Below are 25,869 nucleotides of genomic sequence, written 5' to 3'. Positions count from 1 at the left end.
CAGTTCACTTCCTTCACCGACTCCTTTGGCAACAAAGGTGTAGCGTAGTTATGCCAAGTCCTCTTTATCTAAGAATGGGGACTACTTTGCGAGCGAGACGCTCGCAACTCCCAGGGGGCTGTCATCCTCCGAACTTTTCCGTGAGCTGTCCCGATTCGCTTTGTTCATTTCCTCTGGGCGGGAACTGCGTAACCCTCACGACTCCCAGAGGGGCAGTCTTCTTGCCCCTTCTATCTACTTTCACCATATGTGGCCTCGTACAATGAGGATTGGATGAGGCAGAAGTCGAGCGGTACCACGGCGGACCAGGCTCCGGCGCGACGCGTCGAATATCCCGCCGCCAAGCTCAAAAAGCCCATCATTTGGACTTGCGCAATCGTCGCCGGTCTCGTGTTTTGGGGGTTTTCCGTCGGGCGAACGCCACTTTGGATTCCATTCGTCGCATCAGCTTGTTTCTTGGGTTACGCCTACTTTCGAACAAGGTGTGACCTCAGCGAGGGCTGGTACATGGAGGAGCGGAACGGCGAGATCGCCTGGTACGCCGGGTGGAAGGAGCAGTCGATTCCAATTCGGATGGTCGTCAACATCGATGCAATTTGCTATGCGCACATGATGAACGGCGACACCGTTGCGCTTCCGGACGATATGGAGACCTTTTTGCCGGTCTATTTGCATCTTTACCACGAGCATCCGCGCCTCTTTCGGTCTCAACCATCGAAGAGCTGGGGCCGCTCGAATGTGATTTAGTGTAGTGATCGGCTTGATTTGGGGTTGCTGCCAAGATCCCCTCCATTCCGGCGTCCTCACCTCAAAATCCAATCCTTCGTGGCGCAGATTTCAGAGGCTCTTACCTCAAAAATCTTTCTTGGCGGGCAAGATGCCCGCCCCTCCCAAATGGCTTCGTGCTTTCACAGACTAGACGCCTGTGCCCCCAATTTTGGCCATCCTCAACGCATCGCTTGAACGCTTTGGATGGCATCAGGCACTAACCTTTGTTATCATGAGGTGGGGTTTCGTATGATTTGGCTTCTCATCGCCACCGACTCGTCGTCCGTTCATCCGCCCATGCCGCCGTACAGGCGCGAGGCGACGGTACCGGTTTTTTCCAGCAGTTACAATCCAGAAACGATCGTCGCTGGCAACGTCTTCATCGCCGTGAACAGCAACCAGTGCAACGCCTTTTCCCTGCCCACCATGGCACGGCTTTGGAGCACCCAACTCCCCAACGAAGAGTCGGGCGAGCATCTGCTTCTCGCCAAAGATAAGGTGCTGGTGTCGGCGAGCGGTTACCGCAAGCCGTCGCATCTCTACGCCCTTGACCTCAAGACGGGCAAGATTGCATGGCAGATGGGGCCGATAACCAGCAATTCGGCCATCGCTCTGGCCGGCAACACGCTCTACGTTTCCCTCAAGCCGACCACCGTCTCCGCCGTGGACCTAACGACGAGAAAAGCACGGTGGACCTCGACGCCGTGGAAGGCCGACAAGCAGTCCTTGGACAACAAAACACCCCGAGCGATTGTCGCAAGCCCGACCGGTCTCGCGGTTCACTCGGGCCATTCGGTGGTGGGATTGAACCCGAAAACTGGCAAGCAGGTTTGGGTTCAGGAACAATCGTATATGTTCAAGGGCACATTGCCCACAGTTGTCGGCGTGGTTTGGATCGAAACCAACTTGGGCTCAGTGGGCCGTAGTTTGCAGACCGGAAAGGTTCTTTGGACACTCCCGAAATTCGGCTACGGCGAGTATGGAGGCGTCACCGGCGGGCTCTTTCTTGGGCTTGACCATGGCTACGTGGCCGAGGTGGACGCTAAGACCGGCAAGGTGATTTGGTCAAAAGAAACCGGGAGCCACAACATGAGCGGCGGGTACCAATACGGTTCGATTTTGGGCCAAACGACGTTCATCGTGGGTGAAAACACAGCCTACATCTGCGACCTCAAAGGGAAGGTCGCTTTCAAAGGCGGTCCCGCATCAATGCCGCCTCAGCCGGTGTGGACGGACGGAAAATCGCTGGTGTGCTTCGATGGCACCCGCTTGCTTCGCTACGTTCATGGAGAGGAGACGCCGATACCGACCGACTCGAAGGGTCGTCAGGCTCTGGCGGAGCAGATGGTCGCCAGATTCGACGACCTCGATTCCGCGGGTAAGACTCGGCTGATGAGCCTGGGTGACGACGCGTTTCCGCCGGTCCTGCATCGACTGATGAAGGTGTGCGACGAGTACGACGTGGCAGAAAAGAACCAGAAAATCGACTCGTACGCCCTCTACAGCAAGTACCACGATCTCGCCGACCTGCTGGAAAAGGTGACGGGCAAGAACCGGACGAACGACCTGCTGGACACACTGAAGAATGCCTCGAAGGAAAGCTCGGCCAAGCCCTTTTTGCTTGGTTTGCTGGCTCAACATGGCGACCCTGAGGTCATCACTCCGTTCTTTTTGAATGAGCTGGAAGGGGTCAAAACGCCGGGCTTCGAGCTGTACGAGTCGGCGACGTACGTGGCTCGATCGTACATCATCCAAAGCAAGGACCCGCGGGCCATCGCGTTCATGCTGAAGGCCCTTCGCGACCCGAAGGCGGACAGTGAACTGCGTATCCAGGCGTACTGGCACCTAGCGGGAACCGGCGGCGAAGAGGGCCTGCAGGAAGTGTTGAAGCAACGTCACCATCGCGAGCTTCTGCGGCCGATCGGCGAGCGAGTCCTGACCGGCTATCTGGGGGCGGGCGAATTCGGAACAACCACCAAGCCCGAAGCCGAGAAGAAGGACGCCAGCGGGCGCACCTGGGGCCTGCTGACGAGCGGCGTGTTGGGGAGCGCGGGCGACCTGTGGCTCGCCGAAAAGGTGAACGGAAAGTGGACGAACCCACTGTTCACTGGCGTTTCGCTGGATGGCATCAGCCGTTGGGTCAAGAATCCGCCCGCCGAACCGAAGATCGCGGGCAAGACGGCTAAGGAACTCGTAAAAACCGATTGGGTGAAGCTCTTAGTGGGCAATCCTGAGCTATCGAAGGACTCGGATCACGACGGGCTGACCGACCTGGAAGAGAAGCGGCTGGGGACCGACCCCCAGAAGGCCGACACCGACGGCGACGGCGATCTGGACGGGGTGGACCCTTGGCCGAACGTGGCCAACCGCACACTAACCGAAGACGAAAAGGTGCTGGCGGCGGCGTTCGAGGCGCGATATCACGACTCGGATAGCGAGGGTCCGGCCCTGTTCTACGGACCGAAAGGGATGAAGTCGTTCGAGATGCCGGGACGGCGCGGCACGGTGATGTGGGCTCCCGAAAATAGCGAGCGATGGACCCTGCCGCTGGGGATGTGCTACGAGCAGGGTATCGGCCTGATCAATGTCTCGCCGATCCAGTGGAATGCGGACAAGACCATCGCGACAGTCGAAATCTCGACCGCCTACGGCGGGCTGAACGGGACCGGCTATCAGGGCATCGTCAAGAAATTCGGCGACGAGTGGGTCGTCGTCGAGATGGGTCAGACGTGGGTTTCGTAGACTTGTGACGGTTTTGTGACGGTCGGGTTTGTAGAGTAGTGTCGGAGGCTCGACGCCGTACGTCGGCGCCGAGTTCAGACATGAATCAGAGCAAATTATTCCTTGTATTAATTGGATCCGCGGCCATGGCGCAAATGGGGATGGCCCAAATGCTGACGGCAAGAGACACGACGATGCACTATTCGGGCGGCTATGGCCAAAGCCTCGATTGGACGCCGGTCGTCGACGACTTCCTGTCGACCACGCTGGAGGCATCGAGCAGTCCAGCCCTTACGTTGGACGGTCATAAGTCGGGCATGTATCTGCAGTCCCCGTGGTATGCCGACCTCAACGCGCTGGTGAGCCAGAGCTATGCCATTTCGGGGTCGATGTCGAACTTCGACTTCATCTCGGGAGCGTTGACCTCACAGTTCGTTTGTGCCAGCGATGGCCCGGGCTCGGGTTCGTATGCGTCAAACTCCAGCGGCTCAAATCGCTTGTCGCTCACCTTTGAAGTAGGCGCGGCGGGCATGAACTATTCCCTGTCCGGGCACGCTGATTGGCTCTCGGCGGGGCCCAACGTTCCGCACGCCGAGGTGCGAATCATGAAGCTGACGAACGGAAATTGGGGCAACGTATGGTCCTCCATTTCCCTTCCGAACGGAAGCGATTTTTCGTATAACGGAACCCTGACGGAGGGCACCTACATGCTCGATACAAACGCTCAGACTAGCTCACTATCGAACGATACGGCGTACTCCCACGCGATCTTTACGCTGGACAATCTGGACGTAGTGCCGGAGCCACTGAGCTTCGTCGTCTTGGCGATCGGCGGGCTGGGCTTGCTGCGACGACGCAATACACGGTCGTAGGATTCCGTCGCATAATGGGGTCAGGATGAAAACCATCTTGGCCCTTTCGGCCCTCGTGCTGATCGGTTGTGGCCACGCCGAGCCGCCACTGCCGACCGGCGGCGCGACTCTCACAGTGACGTCGGGCTCGTTTAGCGCGAACCAGGAAATCCCGGCGAAGTTTAGCAAGGAAGGTGGGAATGTGTCGCCCTCGCTTTCGTGGTCAAGGCCGCCTTCCGGCACTTTGAGCATGGTAGTCATCGTCGATGACCCGGACGCGCCCGGCAGTTCGCCATTCGTGCATTGGGTGGTGTTCAACATCGACCCATCCGGCTCCATCGAGGAAGGCAAAGCGCCGTCCGGCGCGGTGGAGGGAGTCAATGGCGCGGGCGAGCAAGGCTACTTTGGACCGAAGCCACCTTCCGGCACGCACCACTATTTCTTTCACGTGTTTGCGTTGGATACCAAGCTGTCTCTGGCGGCGGGAGCATCGAAGGCGGACGTGGTGGCAGCGATGAAGAGTCACGTGCTGGCAAGTGGTGCGATGATCGGGTTATTTACGCACCAGTAGGAAGGACAGGACATTTCTGGCATAATGGCACCATGGTTCTGACCCTGGCGAGCCTCGCGATTGCTGGAAGCCCTTTTAGTCTTACCTGCCGACCGATCGGAATACTGGGCGACCGCGAAGTCACTTTTCGAGTGGCCAGCCTCGATGGTAAGAAGGACATTGAGGAGACCTCAGTCGATACCCGGAAGGGTGTTGCCGAGATTGTCTTGTTTCAAACCCCCTCGGGCAAATATCGGGTCACGGTTTCTGGCCAAGGCATGCTACCAATAACCACCAATGTGGATTTCTCCGTCAAGCAGACCGTGGACCTTGGGAATCTGAAACCGATCATCGGCGACGTCAATGGCGATGGCAAGATCGATGAGTGGGATGTGTCGGAGATTAAGAGCTACCTCGGGGTTCGTAGTGGTTCCCATCGGTGGATTTTTGGCGACGATGTCGACCGATTTTGCGGCGCTAATTGTGACCTCAATGGCGACAATGTCGTCGACCAAGCCGACGTTCGAATCGCAAGGGCGAACCTAGGTTTACCGAAGATTGCCCGGTAGATAAGTCTGCTGAAACTTCTTCGGCCGGGAGCCGATTTCGGCCAGGAAGGCGGCAGAAAACTGGCTGGGGTCCTCGATGCCGACTGTGTGCGCGACCTCCTGCACCGAGTAGCCCATGAGGAGCAGGTGCGCGGCGCGCCGCATCTTTCGGCGGCGAATCTCCTTCGCGACGCTGTGCCCAAGTTGCGTGACGAACCGGCGATGGATCGAGCGGGCCGAGAGGGAGACGTGGTCGGCGACCTCACCAATGGTCAATGAGCGGTCGCATTGAGAGTCGATGAACTCCAAGGCCCGGCGGATTTCGGGCGAGACGGCAACCCGTTCGGTGGTCGACTTTGGACCGGTTCGCAGGCGGTCCATGGCTTCCAGCGCGAAGAGTCGGGCGAGTTTGTTCTGCATCCCTTGGCTGGCGGTGCCGAGGATGAGATCGACGAATGGCCGAAGGCTAGACATGTCGGGTAGCAAAACCTCGTGCCCGCGTAGAAACGCCTCCACCACCAGGTCGTCCTCGTCGCCCATGCCGCCCGGCGAGCCTTTGGTCGTGAAGGAGACGAAAAACAGTTCGAGGTCGCGCGTTTTGGGCGACCGGATTTCGTGAACCACGTTGGGCGGAGACGCAAACAGAACGCCGGGGCCGACCGGGTAGGTCGCGCCAGATTCGATGTATTCGCCGGTGCCACGCAGGACCAAACAAATCTCCCAATAGGGGTGGCTGTGCTGAGAATTGGTCGGTTCCCGGTCGAAAATGCAGATGCCGCCAGGTTCAACGGTGAGCAGATAAGTTGGCGTGTCCATTTTCCTCCGAATATTGACGCCTTTTAGCCTGGCTAGGCGTTAGATTTCTCATCTATTCTACTCTCATGAGCAACACGATCGTCGCACCGTCCGCCGAAGAAATTCGTCAGGAATTTTTCGAGAAGGGCTACTACCTCGCCAAAGGCGTTTTCTCGCCCACCGAGGTGGCCGAGCTTGAGCGCGACTTCGATCGGATCGTCGATCAGTTGAACGCTTCGGGCGAGAACACCAATGCGCGATGGGGCGGGGCGGCGATGGATAAGATGGGGGTCGCCGACACGGTCGTGACGCATACGCACAACGTGCAGAAATTCTCGGCGGCTTGGTCGTTGGCGCTCTTTCAAGAGCGTTTTCTCGACGTCACCGAGGCGATTTTAGGCCCCGACATCGTGCTCCACCACACCAAACTGTTCCAAAAACCGGCGGAAAACGGCGCGCCGTTCCCGATGCACCAGGACTGGGACTACTTTCCGAGTGTGAAGGACTCGATGATCGCGGGAGTCATCCACGTGAGCCAAGCGACGGACGAGATGGGATGTCTGCGGGTTTTTCCGGGCACCCACAAGCTAGGTCGGCTGGACCAATCGAACGGGCACGCGGACGGAGAAATCCTGTCGAAGTACCCGATCGAGGAGGCGACGCCAATCGAAGCCGAGCCGGGCGACGTCGTGTTCTTCCACTACTTCACCATCCACGGCTCGATGCCGAATCGCTCGAACGAAATTCGGAAAACCGTGCTGGTGCAGATGCTTTCTGGCGACGACCGAATCGAGGATGGGATCACGCACCCGAACGTGCGCCTGGTGTTGCGGGGCTTTAACCATCACGTCACGCGGGCGATCGCGAACGAAGACTAGTGCCGAGTCCACTTGTCGAAGACGCTGACGACCGGTAGGGCGTTGCCATCATCGCCGAACATTCCTCGGCGACGCAACGGACCCTCCACCGCTGGTTCCCACCAAAACACGCCTTTGCCAAGGCCGTTCGGCGTCGCAAGCACCAGGCGCGTCACCTCATCGAGGAACTGCCTTTGCCCTTCCGGGCTCTCAGGGAACGGCCCTGGGTGACGCATGTACTCGCCGGGACGCCAATTGTACGCGACTTCGGCTAGCATGATGTCCTTCTTGTACGTATTGGCCATGAAGTCGAGATTCGCGCGAAGGTCCATCAGCGAGCCGTGCCACCACGGATAGTAGGATTGGCCGATGACATCGTACGGGATTCCGTACGCATTGAGATGGTCGAAGAAGTACTTCGTGCCCTTCATGTCGCCGCCTCGGTCGATGTGGATCATGATGCGGGGCTTGGGTCCGTCTCCGCTTCCGGCCGCGACTCCGCGAACTCCCGCGCTGACGAGGTCCGCGAAGTTGTCCCAATGGTCGGGGAGTTTGCCGTCCGGCCACAGCATGCCGCTGATGATTTCGTTTCCGACCTGCACCATATCGGGCAGAACGTCGGCTTCGCGGAACGCCTGAATCGTGTCGCGGGTGTAGTCAAACACGGTTTGGGTGAGCTGGCGATGGGTCTGGCCACGCCAAGCGGCGGGAATCGGTTGCTTGCCGGGGTCAGCCCAGTCGTCGGCGTAGTGAAAATCGAGGAGGAATTTGTAGCCCAGCTTCTTGGCGTCCTTGGCCTCGGCAATGGTGTAGTCGAGCGAGTTCGGAAGGGTTTTGGGATCAACGAAGATGCGAAGGCGGATCCAGTTGTAGCCATGGTTGCGGAAAATCTGCAGGCCGGGCATCGGCTTGTCGGTGTCTTTGAAGACGGTGCCGTGCTGCTCCGCTTGGCGCAGAAAAGACAGGTCGGCACCGAAGGCAAAGTCTTGGGCGCTGGACGTCTGGGCGAGGATCGCGACGAGGGCTGTGGACAACATTGTGACTACCCAGCCTTATTCTATCAGTTGCGGAAGTTGAAGGATGGTTCTGATCTTTCTCTTCGCCTCGAAGGTACAAAGCCAAAATAGGTTTTCGCACTCCCAAAATGGAGCGAAATCCTACCCACGCTAGGCTCTTGGGAGCCAATTCTCCTTCGCTGGCCGAGGGAGCGGTGAGCAGACCCTAGGCAAACAGGAGGGAGTGGAATTCCCAATTTCACGGCGGCCAATTCCATTCCCACCTGTTCACTTCGTTCACAGGCTCCCTTTGCCCTAGCGAAGCGAGCCCTCCGCCCTAAATCCTACGCTAAACCCTTCATCATCAGATCCCAGTACATCACCGGCAGGCCGTGCTTCTTCAGCATATACATCGACCAACGCTCCTTGGTCGTGTCGAACGGGAAGCTGGACATGATCTTGTCGTCGTAGCCAAACTCGGCCAGCACTAGCTTGCCATAGCCGGTCACGATCGGGCACGACGTGTAGCCGTTGTACTCAGCGGTCAGGCTCTCGCCCTTCATCACCGACATCAGGTTCTTTTCCACCACGACCGCCTGCTTGCGCACGGCCGCGCCGGTCTTGCTCGTCGGAAGCGCGGCCGAGTCGCCGAGGGCGAAGACACTGGGATAGTCCGGGTTCTGAAGGGTCTTCACGTCCACCTTAAACCAGCCCTTGGTCGGACCATCGGCTACCGCAAACGGGCTCTTGGCCACCACATCGGGCGGGAACATCTTCGGTGTCACGTGCATAAAATCGTATCGGACCGTTTCGATCTCGTCTGGCGCGTCGAGGTTGCGGAACACGGCTTCGCTCGTCTCGGGCCGAATCTCGATCAGGTCGCGGCGGAAGTGCATGGTGATCTCCTTGCGCTGGAGAACCTCGTTGAGGGTCTTGGCGTACGCTGGAATCGGGAAGATGCCGCCGGTCGAGAAGAATCCGTCGACCTTCGCGTTCGGTCTCACGCCGTGGATGCGCCAGTAGTCCTCGGCCAAGTACATGATCTTCTGCGGCGCACCGCCGCACTTGACGGGTGTGGCCGGATGGGTGAAGAGCGCTTGTCCGCCTTTGAAGTTCTGCACGGCTCGCCAAGTCTTCTCGGCCAGGTTGTAGTCGTAGTTCGACGAAACACGCGGATCATCCTTCAATGCTTCGGGCAGGCCGGGAATAGCCGCCCAGTCGATCTTGATTCCTGGAGCTACGATGAGGAATCGGTATGTCAGGTGGCGTCCACCGTCGGTAACGACCAGATTCTCGCTCGGCACGAACTCGGCGGCGCGCTCCTTGATCCACGTGATGTCGTGGGGCAAAACATCCTTTTCCAGGTGCATCGACTGCTCCTTCGTGGCTTCGCCGCCCCCGACCAGCGTCCAAAGCGGCTGGTAATAGTGGTGCTCGCTCGGCTCCAAGAGGGCGATCGAGGCGGGGGAAAAGTGGCGGCGAAGTCGGGCGGCCATATCGACGCCGGCGGTGCCTCCACCCACGATGACGACTTCAAATTGTTCGGTTGACATGTTGCTCACGCTTAACTGGTAAGAGACATGGGGCCCATTAAGTGATTCATGGGGGGCTTGGCGTCGTAGTAAGAGTATCGTGCCCCTCACGTCCGATGGCCGTTGCTACCGAGTCCGCCCCATTTCGGCGGTCGATCGTGAGCATCTGCAGATCGGCTTAGGCAAAATGAGCCCGACCACGCTTTACCAGCGGTTCCACCACTATCGTCGAGCTTTTACGGATGCCGAACTCGACTTTCTGACCGCGTGCGACGGCAAAACCCACATCGCTTATGTCTGCCGGGCCATCGACGACGATGGCGAGGAGGGCGAGGGTGTCGGCGTTGCGCGGGTCTATCGCGATACTCGCGATCCAAAGGTCGGCGAGGTCGCCATTGTCGTGATCGACTCTTGGCAGAACACCGGCGTGGGAACCGCGCTCATTCAAGCCTTGGCCGACCATTGTCGCCAAGTCGGAATCCTCGATTGGCGGGCTGTAATCGTGGGCGATAATGACCGCGTCCTTCATCTGCTTTCGCGCGTCGGCAAGGTTGTCGAGCGAGTTTGGCAGGACCGTTCTCAGGTTCTCCGAATTCAACTCTAACCTGATTCTTACTTTTTTACGCCTAAATCGCTTTATCTTGCGTCCTAAAGTTAAGATGTCTGAGATGCCACCAAACTCGGATGCCCCGGAGCCGACTCCGGAACCCACTTCGACGCCTGCAACCGAAGCAACTTCCGCACCGACCGAATCTGCTCCGACGCCACCTATGTCCGCGCCAACAGCCGCTTATCCTCGAGCAGGCGGTATGGTGACCCAAGACGAGAAGACCTACGCGATGCTCGCGTGGTTCCTATCCATCATTTTTGGCCTACTTGCTCCACTGATCATCTTCCTGATCTCGAACGACAAGCCGTTCGCCAAGCGACACGCGGCGATGGCCCTCGGATTTGAAATCGCCATGACAATTTGTTCGATTATTTCGGGAATCTTAATGGCAGTCCTCATCGGCTTGATTATTCTTCCGGTAGTCATCATATTCGCGCTTGTGATCAACATTATGGGTGGAATGGCCGCTAGCCGAGGCGAGAACTACGAGCCGCCGATCTTCGGCCCGATGATCGCTAAGATGTTTAACGTATAGCCCAACATGCAATTCGGGCGCACCCGCGACGGATGCGCCCGTTTTTTGCGGCCAAGTGATATAGTCACGTTACCGAAGGATTACGTGATGAGTCGAAAGTGCCCGAATTGCCTCAGTGAAATGACGGTGAAAACCGTCGATGGATTCAACCTGAGTGTCTGCCCCGAGTGCGGCGGAACATGGTTCGAAGCCGACGAACTGCGAAAAATCCTCGCCGCGAAGCCCGAGTCTCTCCACGAACTTGACCATCTGACGACCGACCACGTCTCCCAAACCAAGCAAGGGCAATCGCGGATGCTCTGTCCCGACTGCGACATTCGGCTGGTGCAGTACCACTACATGTACAACTCGCCGATCATCCTCGACACGTGTGAGAAGTGCGGCGGGTTCTGGGTCGCCAGCGGCGAAATCGAAAAGATGTGGGAGTGGCGCGAGAAGTCGCATCAGTCGGTCAGTGCAAAGGAGGAGGCCGGAATCCTTTTGGGCGAGGCGGCCGTGGCCCACGACAAAGAGATGGCTCACTCACGAAGCCTCTCCAACTTCTTCGGCCTGCTTCGCGTCAATGAACCGGGCTGGTTCGGCTTTTTACCCTGACAAAAAGCGATGCTCCCCCCATACATGGGAGGAGCATTTCGCATGATCGACCGGTTGGTTAGTTGTTGTAAACCTTGATTCGTTCTTCCTGGTCGAATCGCATACCGATCGGCGTTCCACGGTCGAGGACCACGTTGTTGACATCCTGCTTGCTACCGACATACTTTTGGTACAGGTAACCAAGGGCGCCACCGATCAGACTGCTCGTGACGACATTGCCTTTCGTGACCAGCGCGATCAGCGCACCTGCGCCTGCACCGGTTCCGACATATTTCATGTCGTCTTTGGTGTCGTTCTTGTTGGCGATCAAGCGTCCGTCTTCGTTCGTGACGCTCTTCTTATCGAGGCCGATCAGCGAAGCCTGGATCGGAATGTGTCGTCCATCCTGCATGATGATCGAGTCGAAGTCGAGTCCGAGCACGCCCGGAGTATCGCCCTTCTTCGCCTGCGCAAAGTTGACATGACCCTCGACGCGAGTGCCTTCTGGCAGGCCGAAGTAGTCATTGCCACCGTTGGTATCGACCGTCGCCGTAAACTTGTCACCTTTCTTGGCGTCGTCCGACGAGATTCGGTTGTCCAACTTCAGCGGCAGCACGCTGCCTTTCGGCTGAACGGAAAGAACATAAGACGGCTCCGAGAACTTTTCGCCCGCCGTATTGATCGCCCCATTGCCGTTGCCGGTCGTGTCGATCATGACGGTGTTGGAAGCTTCGTCCCAGTCGACGTAGGCGCCCAGCGATTCGCTGATGAATCGAATTGGCACCAGGGTCGAACCGCCGACCATGACCGCCGGATAGTTGACGGCCACAGCCTTACCATTGACGTAAGCCTCGGTGCTGTTGATGCGAAGTTCGACGCGGGTGTTGGCTCGTTGAGCCATGACGGTGCGGTCGGCACCGTCCCAATCGACAGTCGCACCCATTTTTTCAAACACGCCTCGAAGCGGAACCATCACGTGGTTATCCATCATCGTCGGCTCTGTTCCTTCAAAGTTGACTCGCTGTCCATCCACGGAAACGTAGATGTTGCTCGCCTGGCCAACTGCGGCCATCGCGGCGAGAGTAGCAAGGCCAAGGACCTTCCCTGTTTTCATCATTTTCAAGCTGTTCATGGGTTTTCCTCCTAGGCTTCTAGCCTTTCTCCTTTTGACTCTCGCGAGCAGCGGGCTGTTTCCCACCCCCACCCTTTGGTCCCGGGGTTTGAACCTAATTGAGTCCCGTTTTTGACAAATCTCGCGTCCCGGAGCCTCGAACTTTTGCCGGGAATTTCGCGCAATGGGAATAAACCCGACCCCATGCGGATTGGAAGAGCATGAACGAAATTTTTGAGGCCGTTCGCCAGGACGACGACATCGACCGGCGAGGCTTTCTCAAGTGCATGGCATGGGCGGGTTCGGGCGTGCTATTCGGCATGGTCGGCGGAATTCCCCGGTCTTTCAATCTCTCCCAGATCGCCCTCGATCAGAACGTCGCCAAGGCGGCGGGCGCGATGATGGCCGAGTCTTCCTTCTCGTTTGTCCAGATCAGCGACAGCCACATCGGCTTCAGCAAGGACGCCAACAAGGACGTCCTCGGCACGCTTCAGGCCGCCGTCGGCAAAATCAATGGCGCAGACGCCAAACCCGATCTTCTGATTCACACCGGCGACCTTTCGCACCTATCGAAGGACGAGGAGTTCGACGCCCTCGACCAGATATTGAAGGACGTCCGCGTCGGCGAGCGATTCTTTGTTCCCGGCGAGCACGACATTTTGGTCGACAACGGCAAGAACTACCGCGAGCGGTACGGCAAAAAGGCGCTTGGCGACGGTTGGTACAGCTTTGACCATCACGGTGTCCATTTCATCGCCTTGGTGAACGTAATGAACTTGAAGCCGGGCGGCATGGGCCAGTTGGGCGAAGCCCAACTGGATTGGCTAGCCAAAGATGTTCAGAGTCTCTCGTCGAGCACGCCAATCGTCGTATTCGCCCACGTACCGCTTTGGACCGTCTATCCCGAATGGGGATGGGGGACCGACGACGGCACCCGCGCTCTCGAACTGCTGAAGCGATTCGGATCGGTCACGGTCCTTAACGGCCACATCCACCAAACGATGCAGAAAGTGGAGGGCAACATGACTTTCCATACCGCCTGCTCTACCGCTTTTCCCCAGCCCAAACCCGGTCAAGCCAAGGGTCCTGGCCCGATGATCGTGCCCGCCAGCGAGCTTCGAGGACTCCTTGGTCTGACTTCGGTTCACTACATGGAGCACGACAGCCATCTTGCCATCGTCGATTCGACGCTGAAGGACACCGATGCTGCGTCGAACTCCGTCTCCATCGAAAATTTCACTTTCAGCCCAACCTCCCTTGGGGTAACCGCCGGATCGGGGGTGGTTTGGACCAACCGGGATGACATCCCTCATACCGTGGTTCATAAGGATGGACTCTTTCGGTCGAAGGTTCTGGATACCGGCGACACGTTCGAGTTCGCCTTCCGCAAGGGCGGAACCTTCGAATATTACTGCTCGCTCCATGCCCACATGGTGGGCAAAGTGGTCGTCTCTTGAGGCCCCCGATGGCATGAGTGGGTAGCCTCAAGCCAATCCGACCTATGCGGAGCCATGACCAACTCTTCGAGTGGCAAATCATGAGACGCCTCGATGGCGCCTACAACTTGGCGCATTCCTATATGGGGAATCCGCAGGATGCCGAAGACGCAGTACAGGAGGCGGTGTTGAAAGCCTACAAGTCGTTCGGATCGTTTCGCGGAGAGGATAGCCGGGCGTGGTTTTTTAAGATCGTGAAGAACACCTGCCTGCGGCATCTCGAAAAACGAAAGAGAATGCCAGAGCCAATGGCGACCGAGGACCTAGATCAGCATGAGAGCGAACAGACGAATCGGCCCGACAATGCCGCCCTCCGCGCGGCCAGTCACGAAATGGTTCGGGAGGAGTTGGGGCGACTGCCGATGGAGTACCGCGAAATCCTGGTCCTGCGGGAGTTTGAAGAGATGAACTACCACGAGATTGCGACCGTGCTGGAGGTTCCGATCGGCACGGTGATGTCGAGGCTATCGCGGGCGCGGGCGCAACTTATCGCCCAACTGAAGCAACGATTGGAGGCAAGCACATGACCTGCGACGACGTACGACCCTTGCTCAGCGCGTATCACGACGGCGAACTTGGGCTGACCGAGTCACGCGCGATTGAGCAGCACCTGGAAACCTGCGCGGGCTGTTCAGAGGCGTTAGCTGAATTGAGCTCGCTTTCCGGCCTAATAAACGGCGTTCGCCTTTCGGCACCCGATTCTTTGCGCCAGTCGGTCCGGCCGCGACCGCGAATTTCGTGGAACCCATGGCCGGTGGTCGCCTTCGCTGGAATGCTCGCCGCGTTCTATGTGGGACGATTGACGCTCCCCGCTTCGCCAGGGTTTGCCGACGATCTCATCGCCAGTCACACCCGGTCACTCCAGGGTAACCATCTCATTGATGTGGTGTCCAGCGACCGTCACACGGTCAAGCCGTGGTTCATCGGGAAGATCGACTACTCGCCTACCCCGTACGACCTGAAGGACAAAGGCTTCGAGTTGAAGGGCGGACGGCTGGACTACGTGGACCGTCAGACCGTGCCCGTCTACGTTTACGGGTACCAGAAGCACGTTGTGAACCTCTATGTTTTCAATTCCAATCGAACGGTGGACACCGGCGGCCTCAATGGCTACCATTTCAACGAATGGAAGCACGAAGGCATGACCTACATCGCGGTCTCGGACGTCGCCGACAGTACGCTCGTCAGCTTCCACGAAGCCTTCGAACAAGCTGAAAAGGGCTAGATTTCAGAAATTATTGAAATTTCTATAACTTTTGTCCATTTCTGTGGTACACCATCAGTATGGGACTCGAGCTTCAATGGCCGATCCTCGCGACCGGATCGCTAGCAACACTTCTTTCGGCATGGTTTTTCGCCTTTTCCATCCGTTCGAGGTCCGCGCGATCCGGTCTCGCTTTTGCCCTTCCGTGCTTGGTGGTTGGAGCCGCGATAGCTAGCCGAAACGCTCTCGGCCCATCAGCTCGACTCGCACTGACCAGCCTGGTTTTGCTGTTCGCATTCAAGGTCGCCGCACTTCTGCTCCATCCCCGCGATGAACTTCGAACCGGACCTTGGCTGGGCAAGCTCGCGTACCTATTGGCCTGGCCCGGTATCGATGCGCGGCCCTTCTTGGCCGCGCGAGTGCCTTTCGTCGAGGACGGTCGACGGTTTGGCTTTGGCATGGTTCGGTTATTTGTCGGGGTCGGTGGGTTCCTCCTTCTAGCCGGGCTCGCCCCGAACTTTTCATTCGGTTGGTTGGCCATCGCCGCCATTCTCCTTGCGGTTCATCTTGGCTTTTCAGATGCCCTGACCGAAGTCGCAAGGGCCTTCGGCTGGAAGGTTCGTCCGCTATTCGACGCGCCGTGGCGCTCGACCTCACTTCTCGACTTTTGGTCCCGTCGATGGAACCGGCCATTCGTCGAAATGAATCGAATCTTCTTCACTCCGTTCCTCACCCGAACCGTCGGCGTACGCGGCGCAATCTTCGGCACGTTTCTCATTTCCGGCATCCTCCACGAACTCGCCATCAGCTATCCGGCAGGAGCGGGCTGGGGTGGGCCGCTGGCCTACTTCGCCTTGCAAGGTCTCTTGGTTCTGATCGAACGTCGCCTCCCGTTCCGGGGTCCGCTTTGGGTCGCGGCGGTAGTGCTTGGGCCGCTTCCCTTGCTCTTCCATCAGGCCTTCCGCGCCGCAATCATCGTTCCGTTCGTCCAATGGACGCATGATCGCCTCATCGCGATTGGCGTCGAGCGAGCCGTTTCGATCCTCATCATCGGCCTCGGCGTCGCCCAGTTGCTCGTGCTGCTCGCCAGCTTCCAAGTACCGGGCCGCCTCCGCTGGCGCGAAGAGCTTCCTCGGCTTGGCCCATTCAATCAAAAGCTGATGTGGACATACGGGTCGTTCATCGTCTTCACCATCGTCGCTTGGGGCGTGCTAACCCTGGTCCTCCGCGACGACATCCTCCACGGCACACGAGCCGGAGTGGCGATCTCCACCGTCATCTGCCTATTCTGGGGATTCCGTCTGGTGACCGATGCGTTCTACTTCCGCACGGAGGATTGGCCGCGAGGTCCATTTATGCAAATCGGCCACATTTTGCTCAATTGCCTCTTCACCTTTGTCTTTCTTGGGTACGCGCTGATCCTATCGCTCCACCTGCTGCGATTGATCTAATACTAGGTTTTGAACCTTAAACCATTCTTTGTGGGGAATGACCATTCGGGAACCAACAATTAACCCATCGAATTCTGCACGAGAACGTTCTGTAGTGCGGATTCATTCGGCTTCTAGGGACGGAAATGCGATTGCGGTTAGGCATACGGGCTAAGGTTTTGCTTGCGGTTGTCGTGTCGCTTATTCTGTTGGGAACGACCATCTACACCTGCTCTCGGAACATCCTGATGGGTAGCTATGCCCGGATGGAAGCAAATGACGTTCGCCTCAACGTCGAACGGGTAGCCAACGCCGACAAACAACTGAGAACACTCCTCTACGAACGCCTTTTCGACTGGTCCTGCTGGGACGATTCTTACCAGTACGTTCAGGACGGCAATGCCACGTTCGCCAAGACGAACCTGGGACCAAGCGAGGTCGCCTCGAACAAAATCGACTTGATGATCTATGTCCGCAACGACGGAAAGATCGTGAGTGCGTCGGCAGCCCCACGAATAGCTGGCGTGCCAAAGCCGACCGTAGACCAACTGATTTCGGAGTTGGACCTAACGTCGCCCGCCGGCCTTCAGAAGTTTGCGGCCCGCAAAGCCCTCACCCTCAAGCACCAAGGTTTCCCCCTCAACGTCACGATCCGCCCGATCACCAAGACGAATGGCACCGGCAAGAGCGTGGGCTGGCTGGTCTGGGGCCAGTACATGACCTCCACCGATTTCGCCAAGATTTCGCAGAGTCTGAAGGTTCAGATCACGGACGTATCCATTGCCGAGGCTCTGGTTCGGCCCAATTTTAAGAAGTCGGTCAGCGATACCGCTGGCGATACACCCTACACGCTGACCTACGTTTCGCCCGACGTCGCCTATGCTTACTACACGGTTAAAGACGAGCATGGACAACCCATCTGGGTCCAGCGCATCGCCGTTCAGCGCAACTTTCACGCCCAGGGAATCGAAACCTTCCATGAACTTTTCCGATGGCTGGTGATTGGTACGCTAGTCCTGAGCGCCGCGTTCTTCTTTGTCATCGACTTCTTCATTGTTCGACGGCTTCGTCGGCTTACTTGGTCGATCGGAAACTCGCAAGAACCGGACCTGGTACACCTGAAAGGCAACGACGAACTGTCGGATTTGGCCGACGCCTTTCGCAAGGTACTGAAAGCAAACGTGGCCAAGCGCGCCGAATTGGGCCAACTGAACGAGAACCTTGAGGAGGCGGTCCGAATTCGGACTCTCGAACTCACGCAGGCTATCGAGGAGGCCAAACAGGCCAACGCGGCCAAGAGCGAATTCCTGTCGCACATGAGCCACGAACTTCGTACGCCGTTGAATGCCGTTATCGGCTTCGCCCAACTCTTGCAGATGCGAGCGCCCGATCCCAAGACGGTCGACAGCGCCGAGGCGATTTTGAAGGGTGGCCAGCATCTACTCGACCTCGTGAACGAAATCCTCGATTTGGCCAAGATCGAATCTGGAAAGCTGAGCGTCGAAGTTGAGCCGGTGCTCGTCAAGCCCGTCATTGAGCATGCCGTCTCGATGGTCCGCCCCATCGCCGCCCAGCGCGGCGTGGCCTTCCGGCTTTGTCAAACGCCACTCGAAGACCTGGCGGTTCACGCCGATCAGCAGCGCCTCTTGCAGGTGACGCTAAACCTACTTTCAAATGCCGTGAAGTACAACCGACCAGATGGCGAAATCTCGATTCGATGTTCGATGCTCGACGCCGAGACGTTCCGCCTCGAGATCGAAGACACGGGCCAAGGCATCCCCGGCGAGCATGTCTCACGACTCTTTGCCCCGTTCGAGCGATTGGGAGACCAGTCGGCCGAGGGCACGGGATTGGGACTTGCGTTGTCGAGAAACCTCGCCCACCTGATGGGCGGAGACCTCATGTTGCTTCGCACGAGCCCAGAAGGGACGACCTTTGCCCTCGACCTTCGCGCCGTCAACGAACTCCCGCAATACGACGCAGCCTAGCCTTTCGGCTTTGTCCACACCGCCTGCATGATGCCGAAAAGCTCGGGGTCGGCTTCCTTCAGGTCCTTGCGGTCGAACGGATAGAAATCATTGCGCCCAAAGTACGACTCGGTGCCCTCGGCGAAGTACTCGCGCTCATTCGTCATCGCGTACGCCTTCGCCGTTTTGCCGTCGGACCGAAGGACGTGGTCGTACTTACCACTCGACTGAGCATGCTCAAATGCCATCTTGATGCGCGGATCATCAAAGCCCAGAACCCGATCATGGTAGGCGTGCGCGAGTTCGTGGAGCACGAAGATCGGCATCCGCTTCACCTCAGCGGCAAAGATTCGGATGTTGGTGAACTCTATTCCTTTGGCCATGATCGGGTCGCGACCATGCTCCTTCAGCCATTGCGCACCAGGATGATATTCAGCCCTCGGAACGATGCCCGGATACTCTGGCGATAGCCAGAGCGGAACCTTTTGCAACTCGGCCACCGCGGCCTTCGGCACCACCTGCTTGATCTTCTTCAGTTGGTCGCCGATCATCGTCAGCGCCTTCTCGGTCAGGTCCTTTTCGTCGCGCAAAAGCTCTTTACGGATGTGAACCGACCACCCTTCGATTTTCCGGTCCTCCCTTTCGTAAAGCGGCGTCTGCCACAGGGTGAGAGCAAGGGCGACTGCGATCATTTCAGCGCCTCGATAATCTCGTCGGTGGTCCGAACTCGCCCGATCATGGGGAAAACCCGGGTGATCGAAAAGTCATGCATTTCGGCATTGAGGCTGGACATTGCGTCGGATGCAAACACCACTTCGTAGTCGCGGTCGAGCGCCCCGCGCGCTGTCGATTCCACCCCAAAATTGGTCGCGATCCCTCCAAACAGGATCGTCTTCACATTGCGCCGCCGAAGGTGCTGGTCGAGTTCGGTGGCGTAAAACGCGCACCACTGACGCTTGGTCACGAGCAAGTCGCCCTCCTGCATTCCTGCCTCGGGAACAATATCGCAGGCGTCCGGCGGAAGCTCCGAAAATCGTGGTCGTTCCACATCCACCGGCGGTCGAAATATCTCGCCCACCAACACGCGAACGTACACCACCGTGCCCCCAGATTCTCGTACCGCCGATGCCAAGCGCGCCCCGTTCGCCACGATTTCGGCACCCGAAAGAGGGACCAACGGGCGATTCACATTCAGGTGTTGAAAATCGATGAGCACCAATGCGGTGCGAATAGGTTCGATTGCGAGGTGGCTCATGGCAGTTTGCGTGTTAGTATAAAGTTATTCTATTGCTTGGGTGAGCACCGATGAGAATACGTGGGGTCAGTCTTTATAAGGCCGTGTCGCCGCTGTCGCGTCCGATTAGCGACAGCACCCACGAATTTCCCGAAATCGCCTTCATCGTCACGCGGATCCACCTAGAGAGCGGAATCGTGGGCGAGTCGTACATGCTGGCGTTTCACTATTCGCCTCACGCGATCCTTGGAGCGTTGCGCGATGCCACCGACCTGGTCGTCGGTTGGGACGTTCACCAAACGAGGGAATTCATCCAGTTCTACGAGAGCCAAGCTGAATATTTCGGCAATACCGGCATCAATCGATGGGCGCTGGCGGCGATCAATACCGCGATGTGGGATGCACGGGCGCGGGCCGTCGAAAAGCCGGTCTGGCAGATGTTCAACGTCCACCGGGACAGAGTGCCGGTTTATGCGAGCGGCGGCTGGCTTTCCTATTCCAATGAGGAGTTAATTTCTGAGGCTTCAAGCCTGGTGGCGCGGGGTTTTCATGGCCTGAAGATGCGGGTTGGATCGGCCGACATCGAGCGCGACATCGAACGTCTGCACCTCGTCCGCGAAGCGGTCGGGCCGGACGTGGACATCATGATGGATGCCAACCAGGGCCTGAGCGTGAGCACGGCGACGAAGTTGGCGCAGGCGGCGATGCCGCTCCGCATCACCTGGTTCGAGGAGCCGTTGCCCCACACCGACTTCGAGGGATATCGCCAATTGGGGCAGACAACCGGCATTTCGCTGGCCATCGGCAAACGCGAATTCAGCACGGTGGCGCTTCGCGAGTTGATCCTTCGGGACGCGGTGGACCTGTGGCAACCCGACCTCTTCCGCCTGGGAAGCGTGGAAGCGTGGCGTGACTCCGCCGACCTCTGCCAGGCGAACAACATCCCGATCGTGCCGCACTTCTACAAGCAGTACCACGTACCGCTCCTGATGACGGTGCCCAACGGGCGCGGGGCCGAGATTCTCGACTGGGTGGACGGGCTGATCGACCACCCGATCAGGGTCGAGGACGGGATGGCTTACCCGCATACCTCGCCGGGCTGGGGCTTCCGGTTCAAAGACGAGTTCTTGTTCGAACTGGGTTCGCCAGCGATGGCGGCTGTTGGGCAAGCCGAGTAATGGAGATTAGCCCATGCGGGAGTGCGTAGATTGATCCGCGCTTTCAACACTCTCCGGACTCGCTAATCTGGCATGGCCAATTGGACCTTGGCAGTTTTTCAACTGGACGCCCTGCGCTCGCACTCGCACTCGCCCTGACGCCAGACCTTGCCCTCCCCCCGAAAAAGGATTACCATACGCCCTAGGATGCTCGCCGCCGCGCTTCTCATCACGCTTCAACCCAAGACCCCGCTCGACTTCGCTCGCGCCGAGGTCGCTCGCGAGGCCAAAGACCGAGCCCAAAACGTCTCCATTGAGGTCAAAAGCGGTGGCGAGAAGGAATCCTACGAGATCGCCGCCAAGAATGGAAAGGTCCGCATCGTCGGGAGCGACCCGGTCGGCGCGATGTACGGCGCGTTCGAATTCGCCGAGCGCCTTCATCAACAAGGCGACATGGCCTGGCAGACCAGCGTCAAAAACCAGCCGTTCCTCAAGGACCGTGGCCTGAACCTCTTCCTCACCCTCCCCTGGAACTACGCCAAGAACGACACCGACTTCGACCCCGCCGCCCTGACTGACCCCAACCGCTGGTGGTTCCAAAACGAGAACTATTGGACCACCTTGCTGGACCAGATGGCGCACGCACGCCTCAACTGGCTCGACATCCACGGCGCGTGGGACATCAGCGTCACCAACGCCCCCAATCTCTACGCCTACTTCGTCACCAGCCCATCGTTCCCCAAGGTCGGGGTCACCCAAAGCGTCAAGGATCAGGACCTCCGCCAGCTCAACCACGTCATCGACATGGCCCACGCGCGCGGCATCAGGGTCAGCCTGATGGCCTACGAAGCCAACCTCAAGATTCCCCAGAACCCGAATCCGGGCTACGACGCCAGCGAGGCGAACATCTACAAGTACACCAAGGAGGTCGTCGAGCAGATGATCCGCCGTGCACCCGGCCTCGACGCCATCGGCTACCGCATCGGCGAAAGCGGGCGGAGCGAGTCGTTTTTCCGATGCTACGACGAGGCCGTCAAAGCCAGCGGCCGACATATTCCCATCGTCACCCGAAGCTGGATCACCCGCAAACAACGAGTGCTCCCTCTCGCTAGGGCAAGTAAGGATTTCACCGTCGAGATCAAATACAACGGCGAGCAGTGGGGCGCGCCCTACATGGTCGCCGGCGGGCGCATGGCCAACTGGTACAGCTACTCCTACGAGGACTACCTCAGCGATTCCGGCGCGAAAGGCGTGAAGACGTGGCCCGGAAATCCCGCGACGGGCGGCGGCAACTGGCCCAGCGAGCCGTACAAGATCGTGTGGCAGGTGCGAGCCAACGGCACCCACCGAATCTTTCCTTTCTACAACCCGCAGTGGGTACGCCGCACCATCGGCGAGATGAAGATCGGCACCGCCAGCGGATACACCATCGAGGGCGAAGATGCCTACTACCCGAAGAAACCCGACTACTACCTGGCCAACCCCGCCGACAAATACTGCGACTGGATCCATCAGCGGGACGAGATGTACTGGATGACGTGGGGGCGACTGGGCTACGACCCCAAAACGCCGGACGACGTGTTCGATGCTCGGGCGAAGGAATTGCTCGGTGACAAAGATGGCAAATTGGTCGATGCGTGGAAAGAAGCAAGCATCATGGTTCCCGAAGCGTACATGGCATTCAGCCTGGGACCCGACCATCGCAATCATGCGCCAGAGTTAGAGTGGGGTGGCGATACAAACTCCTTCCTTACGACCGAGGGTTTTGACTCAACGATATCGATGTCGCCGCAGGAGGCACTTGCGAATAAGGCAACCGATGGGCTCGACGCTCGATATTTTTCGGCAGGATATGGAGGTTGGCTGACTGATTATCAGCCAAAGCCAAAGAATTCACGTGCTAAAGAGGTTGCAAATGCCCTCGGCCTTGAACTTGCGTTGACTAACTACTACGAGGCTAGAGTTAAAGGTGCTACAAGTTCTGTATCTCCCTACTTTGAGGACCGCTTAATAACCTTTAAGGAGTATCAACGGGCTCTTACCTCTTATGGTCAAATCGCAGCGAATACCTACTACCGGCCTTTTACAGAGCGCCTTCGCATGCACACCAACACCTTTACTTGGGCAGAAGAATTCAAAAAGGTTCAGGCCGAGGTGGCCAAGTTTCCCGAGCCGCAGCGTGGCCAAAATTTTCCTACCAAACCTGAACTAAAGCTTAAGGAGATTGAACACATAACGTACTTTCCTGACAATTCCAGTTTGAATTGGAAGGTCGAAGGAAGCATGATTCGGTGTATAACTTCTCCCACCTTTAGCGCCGAAAAGGCATTCCTTAAGATCAAGCCACTGCCAAGCTCAACATTCTTTCATCGAATACCCATGGTCAAAGTAGATGACCACTTCGAAGCTACTTTTCGACGTGAGCGATTCGGCCATGCAATCTCGGCTGAGGTCTACTATGACGGCCTTGGCATCCAGATTCCAGACGCGGATTTGAATACTCCTTACCTTGTCGTCCCCTCGCTCCCCGGACCAACGCCGCAAATCTACAACGCCAGCGAGGCGATGACCTACCTCAAGCCGTCCATCATCACCCCCGACAAATTCGGCGCGATCCTCATCGGCTCGCGGGCGCAGAACTTCCTCCAGTTCAGCAAGTCGATCAAGCGAAAACTGCTCGAGCCAGTGAGCAAAGGCATGAAGCTCGTGATCCTCCAGCAGGACTTCGGCAAGTTCCAACTCGACTGGCTCCCCAAGCCGCTCCGCGTCGAGGCCGGACAAAGCGACACCTTCGATCCCGGCGACCAACTCGGCCTTGTCAGGGCCGCATTCCCTGGCGCGATGTGGCAACGGTTCGCCGCCAGCGACGGCTGGGACATCTTCGGCAACGGGGGCCTCGCCCGACTCAAGTACGGTCAGGGCGAAATCTGGATCACCACCGCTCGCCTAATGCAGAACATGCACCTGCCCAACGCCGCCATCGACTTTGTTAAACTCCTCAGCCTTGGCGGCAAGCAAAAGCCCACCGTCCTGATCGACAGTTGCAGCGAGGGCGGCGCGTACACAAGTTCGTGCCATCCCGACCTCATGAACTCCCACGACATACCTTTTGTAACCCTCGGCGAAGCCATCGCCCAGGAGCAAGGTATGGATAGCTTTACCCCCATCCCAGGTCCGACCATGAACGACGACGTCCTCGAAGGCCAAGGGCAGGCGATCGCCCAAAAATTCGTCCGCAACCAAGTCATCCAGATGGCCAAGCGGCCAACTCCGCCCAACCTCACCGCCTTCAAAAGAGTTCGCGTCGAGCGCAAGAAGGAGCTGATGCGGTCGCTGGGCTTGGACCCGATGCCACCGAGAACGCCGCTGAATGCGCGCGTCACCGGCACCATCGCCCGCGCGGGCTACCACATCGAAAAGGTGGTCTTCGAGAGTCGTCCGAAGTTCTATGTGACCGCCCACGTGTACGTGCCCGACCGCTTCGCCAAGGCTCGCTACCCCGTCATCGTCAACGTCAATGGCCACTGGGCCCACAAGAAAGACGAAGACCGCATCCAGCTTCGGTGCGCCTTCCAGGCCCTGCAGGGCTACGTCGCCATCGCCATCGACAGCCCCGGCTGGAGCTTTGAAGGAAACAGCCTCATCGAGAGGCGAGCCGAAGGTAACCACAACGATTTCAAACTGGTGCAAGGAGGCGCAAACACCACCGGATACTATGTGTGGGACGCCATGCGCGCCCTCGACTACATGGCGACGCGCCCCGATACGGACATGTCGCGGATCGGCTTGACCGGCGCGTCCGGCGGCGGCCTAGCCACGCTGTACACGTTCGCCGCCGATGATCGCTACAAGGCCGCCGTGCCCGTTGTGTACATGGCGAGCATGGAGCTTGCCCCCGACAACGGATGCCTGTGCAACCACGTCCCCGCCACGTCGCAGATCGGCGATCGGTCGGATGTCATGGCGATCCAAGCCCCGAAGCCTGTGTACATTATGGGAGCCGAGCAGGACGGCGAATTTCCGCCCGACGCCACTCGCCTAACCGTCAAAAAGCTCAAGGAAGCGTGGACGCTGTTCGGAAAGCAGGACGACGTGTACGGCCAAATCTACGCCGGAGGACACGACTACAACCAACTCATGCGCGAGTCGTCGATTGGCTTCTTCAATAAGTATCTGAAGAGTGAAGGCGACGGTTCGCCGGTGCCGCAACCGGCCCTCCAAGCCATCGATCCCCAGGACCACCAACTCCTTGTTCTCGATCCTCCGCTCGACGGCGAGCGCACCATGCGCGACCTCTCGATGGAGTCTCTCTCGAACGCGCCAAAGGCGACCGCGCTGGAGGAATTCATTTCGGTCAACGGTGGCCGACCGCCCAAAACCGACATGCATTGGCATGAAAACGGCACGTCCCAAACCCGTTCCGTGTCGTTCGAATCCGAACCTGGCCTCATCACGCCCGGCATCCTCGTTTCCGACGGAAAGAACAGCGATTGGGCAACGATTGTTGTTGCCGACCACGGCAAGGCGACCGAGATGGCGAGCATGCCCGCCATGCCGCCAAACACCCTCTTCCTCGACATCTTGGGGACGGGCGAACTGACTGGCTTCGACCTTCGTTACCCAGTTTACGCCGGACGGTCGGTGGCATTCACCGGCGGCTGGCAGATCGTCCGCGCCGCCGAAGCCATGCGAAAGCACGGCAAGCACGTGGCGATCATCGGTCGTGGGCCGCTCGCCTCGCAAGCTGTCATGGTCGCGGGCCTTCTCGATCCCACTATCGAAAAGGTCATGGGCTACGACTGCCTCAAGACATGGGCCGACGTCTTCCGCGACGACGTCCCCGACGTCGCCATCCAACCTCGGGCCAACCTCTGCGGATCACTAGATGGCCTAAGAAAGCTCGTCAAGCACGGCGAGTGGCACTTCTAATACGAA

22 protein-coding genes are annotated in these 25,869 nt (G+C 58.3%); 16 read left to right on the top strand and 6 right to left on the bottom strand.

Going from position 1 to position 25,869, the window contains the following annotated elements; all coding sequences use genetic code 11:
- Positions 1-273 precede the first annotated feature (273 nt).
- From GC165_06725 to GC165_06705, 5 genes are all read left to right on the top strand, one after another.
- Complete coding sequence (locus GC165_06725; GenBank protein ID MBI1332557.1) at positions 274-747, top strand: hypothetical protein; 474 nt, start codon at positions 274-276, stop codon at positions 745-747.
- A gap of 225 nt (positions 748-972) precedes the next feature.
- On the top strand, positions 973-3,510 hold the full coding sequence (locus GC165_06720; GenBank protein ID MBI1332556.1) for a PQQ-binding-like beta-propeller repeat protein: 2,538 nt from the start codon (positions 973-975) through the stop codon (positions 3,508-3,510).
- A gap of 149 nt (positions 3,511-3,659) precedes the next feature.
- On the top strand, positions 3,660-4,361 hold the full coding sequence (locus GC165_06715) for a hypothetical protein (GenBank protein ID MBI1332555.1): 702 nt from the start codon (positions 3,660-3,662) through the stop codon (positions 4,359-4,361).
- Positions 4,362-4,386: 25 nt separating this feature from the next.
- Complete coding sequence (locus GC165_06710; protein MBI1332554.1) at positions 4,387-4,911, top strand: YbhB/YbcL family Raf kinase inhibitor-like protein; 525 nt, start codon at positions 4,387-4,389, stop codon at positions 4,909-4,911.
- A 32-nt stretch (positions 4,912-4,943) separates the two neighbouring features.
- Entirely contained in the window at positions 4,944-5,459 is a 516-nt protein-coding gene (locus tag GC165_06705) for a hypothetical protein (GenBank protein ID MBI1332553.1), read from the top strand.
- On the opposite strand, the gene GC165_06700 is transcribed toward GC165_06705, so the two are convergent.
- Positions 5,439-6,254, bottom strand: coding sequence for a helix-turn-helix domain-containing protein (locus GC165_06700; GenBank protein ID MBI1332552.1), 816 nt, complete (start codon positions 6,252-6,254; stop codon positions 5,439-5,441). The genes GC165_06705 and GC165_06700 overlap by 21 nt on opposite strands.
- A 65-nt stretch (positions 6,255-6,319) precedes the next feature.
- Here GC165_06700 and GC165_06695 point away from each other — a divergent pair, with 65 nt between their 5' ends.
- The gene (locus tag GC165_06695) at positions 6,320-7,111 is read left to right on the top strand and encodes a phytanoyl-CoA dioxygenase family protein (protein ID MBI1332551.1); all 792 of its coding nucleotides are present in this window, start codon (positions 6,320-6,322) and stop codon (positions 7,109-7,111) included.
- Here GC165_06695 and GC165_06690 read toward each other — a convergent pair.
- Both GC165_06690 and GC165_06685 read right to left on the bottom strand, forming a co-directional pair.
- On the bottom strand, positions 7,108-8,127 hold the full coding sequence (locus tag GC165_06690) for an arabinogalactan endo-1,4-beta-galactosidase (GenBank protein ID MBI1332550.1): 1,020 nt from the start codon (positions 8,125-8,127) through the stop codon (positions 7,108-7,110). The two genes, GC165_06695 and GC165_06690, sit on opposite strands and share 4 nt — an antisense overlap.
- 302 nt (positions 8,128-8,429) lie before the next feature.
- Positions 8,430-9,638: a pyridine nucleotide-disulfide oxidoreductase gene (locus tag GC165_06685; protein MBI1332549.1), complete on the bottom strand. Its 1,209-nt coding sequence runs from the start codon at positions 9,636-9,638 to the stop codon at positions 8,430-8,432.
- 79 nt (positions 9,639-9,717) lie between these two features.
- Between GC165_06685 and GC165_06680 the strand changes: the two genes are divergently transcribed.
- Genes GC165_06680 through GC165_06670 form a run of 3 tightly spaced genes read left to right on the top strand, consistent with a single transcriptional unit; the run spans position 9,718 to position 11,356 of the window.
- On the top strand, positions 9,718-10,221 hold the full coding sequence (locus GC165_06680; GenBank protein ID MBI1332548.1) for a GNAT family N-acetyltransferase: 504 nt from the start codon (positions 9,718-9,720) through the stop codon (positions 10,219-10,221).
- Positions 10,130-10,762 (top strand): DUF4870 domain-containing protein, encoded by a 633-nt coding sequence (locus GC165_06675; GenBank protein ID MBI1332547.1) that lies wholly within the window; start codon positions 10,130-10,132, stop codon positions 10,760-10,762. The genes GC165_06680 and GC165_06675 overlap by 92 nt, the downstream gene beginning before the upstream one ends.
- A 6-nt stretch (positions 10,763-10,768) precedes the next feature.
- Positions 10,769-11,356: a hypothetical protein gene (locus GC165_06670; protein MBI1332546.1), complete on the top strand. Its 588-nt coding sequence runs from the start codon at positions 10,769-10,771 to the stop codon at positions 11,354-11,356.
- A gap of 58 nt (positions 11,357-11,414) precedes the next feature.
- On the opposite strand, the gene GC165_06665 is transcribed toward GC165_06670, so the two are convergent.
- Positions 11,415-12,467: a hypothetical protein gene (locus tag GC165_06665; protein MBI1332545.1), complete on the bottom strand. Its 1,053-nt coding sequence runs from the start codon at positions 12,465-12,467 to the stop codon at positions 11,415-11,417.
- Positions 12,468-12,667: 200 nt separating this feature from the next.
- Here GC165_06665 and GC165_06660 point away from each other — a divergent pair, with 200 nt between their 5' ends.
- The 5 genes from GC165_06660 to GC165_06640 all read left to right on the top strand — a co-directional run bounded on the left by GC165_06660 (position 12,668) and on the right by GC165_06640 (position 18,564).
- On the top strand, positions 12,668-13,903 hold the full coding sequence (locus GC165_06660) for a metallophosphoesterase (protein ID MBI1332544.1): 1,236 nt from the start codon (positions 12,668-12,670) through the stop codon (positions 13,901-13,903).
- Between the two features lie 44 nt (positions 13,904-13,947).
- A complete protein-coding gene (locus GC165_06655; protein MBI1332543.1) occupies positions 13,948-14,469 on the top strand; it encodes a sigma-70 family RNA polymerase sigma factor in 522 nt (173 codons plus the stop codon).
- On the top strand, positions 14,466-15,167 hold the full coding sequence (locus GC165_06650; GenBank protein MBI1332542.1) for an anti-sigma factor: 702 nt from the start codon (positions 14,466-14,468) through the stop codon (positions 15,165-15,167). The genes GC165_06655 and GC165_06650 overlap by 4 nt, the downstream gene beginning before the upstream one ends.
- Positions 15,168-15,226: 59 nt before the next feature.
- The gene (locus GC165_06645; GenBank protein MBI1332541.1) at positions 15,227-16,597 is read left to right on the top strand and encodes a hypothetical protein; all 1,371 of its coding nucleotides are present in this window, start codon (positions 15,227-15,229) and stop codon (positions 16,595-16,597) included.
- A 125-nt stretch (positions 16,598-16,722) separates the two neighbouring features.
- Positions 16,723-18,564, top strand: a complete 1,842-nt coding sequence (locus tag GC165_06640; protein MBI1332540.1) for a hypothetical protein — start codon at positions 16,723-16,725, stop codon at positions 18,562-18,564.
- Here GC165_06640 and GC165_06635 read toward each other — a convergent pair.
- Positions 18,561-19,235 carry a hypothetical protein gene (locus GC165_06635; protein MBI1332539.1) on the bottom strand — a complete coding sequence of 225 codons (675 nt, stop codon included), beginning with the start codon at positions 19,233-19,235 and terminating at the stop codon, positions 18,561-18,563. The genes GC165_06640 and GC165_06635 overlap by 4 nt on opposite strands.
- Positions 19,232-19,798, bottom strand: a complete 567-nt coding sequence (locus GC165_06630; protein MBI1332538.1) for an isochorismatase family protein — start codon at positions 19,796-19,798, stop codon at positions 19,232-19,234. Before GC165_06630 ends, GC165_06635 begins: the two co-directional genes overlap by 4 nt.
- 50 nt (positions 19,799-19,848) lie before the next feature.
- Between GC165_06630 and GC165_06625 the strand changes: the two genes are divergently transcribed.
- Together GC165_06625 and GC165_06620 are read left to right on the top strand one after the other, a co-directional pair.
- Positions 19,849-20,955, top strand: coding sequence for a mandelate racemase/muconate lactonizing enzyme family protein (locus GC165_06625; GenBank protein MBI1332537.1), 1,107 nt, complete (start codon positions 19,849-19,851; stop codon positions 20,953-20,955).
- A 186-nt stretch (positions 20,956-21,141) separates the two neighbouring features.
- Positions 21,142-25,863 carry a prolyl oligopeptidase family serine peptidase gene (locus tag GC165_06620; protein MBI1332536.1) on the top strand — a complete coding sequence of 1,574 codons (4,722 nt, stop codon included), beginning with the start codon at positions 21,142-21,144 and terminating at the stop codon, positions 25,861-25,863.
- Positions 25,864-25,869 lie beyond the last annotated feature (6 nt).

This window comes from Armatimonadota bacterium, assembly GCA_016125185.1.
GTDB lineage: Bacteria > Armatimonadota > Fimbriimonadia > Fimbriimonadales > Fimbriimonadaceae > Fimbriimonas.
The sequence above is the reverse complement of the archived record's forward strand: the minus strand, read 5'-3'. Positions and strand labels throughout refer to the sequence as shown.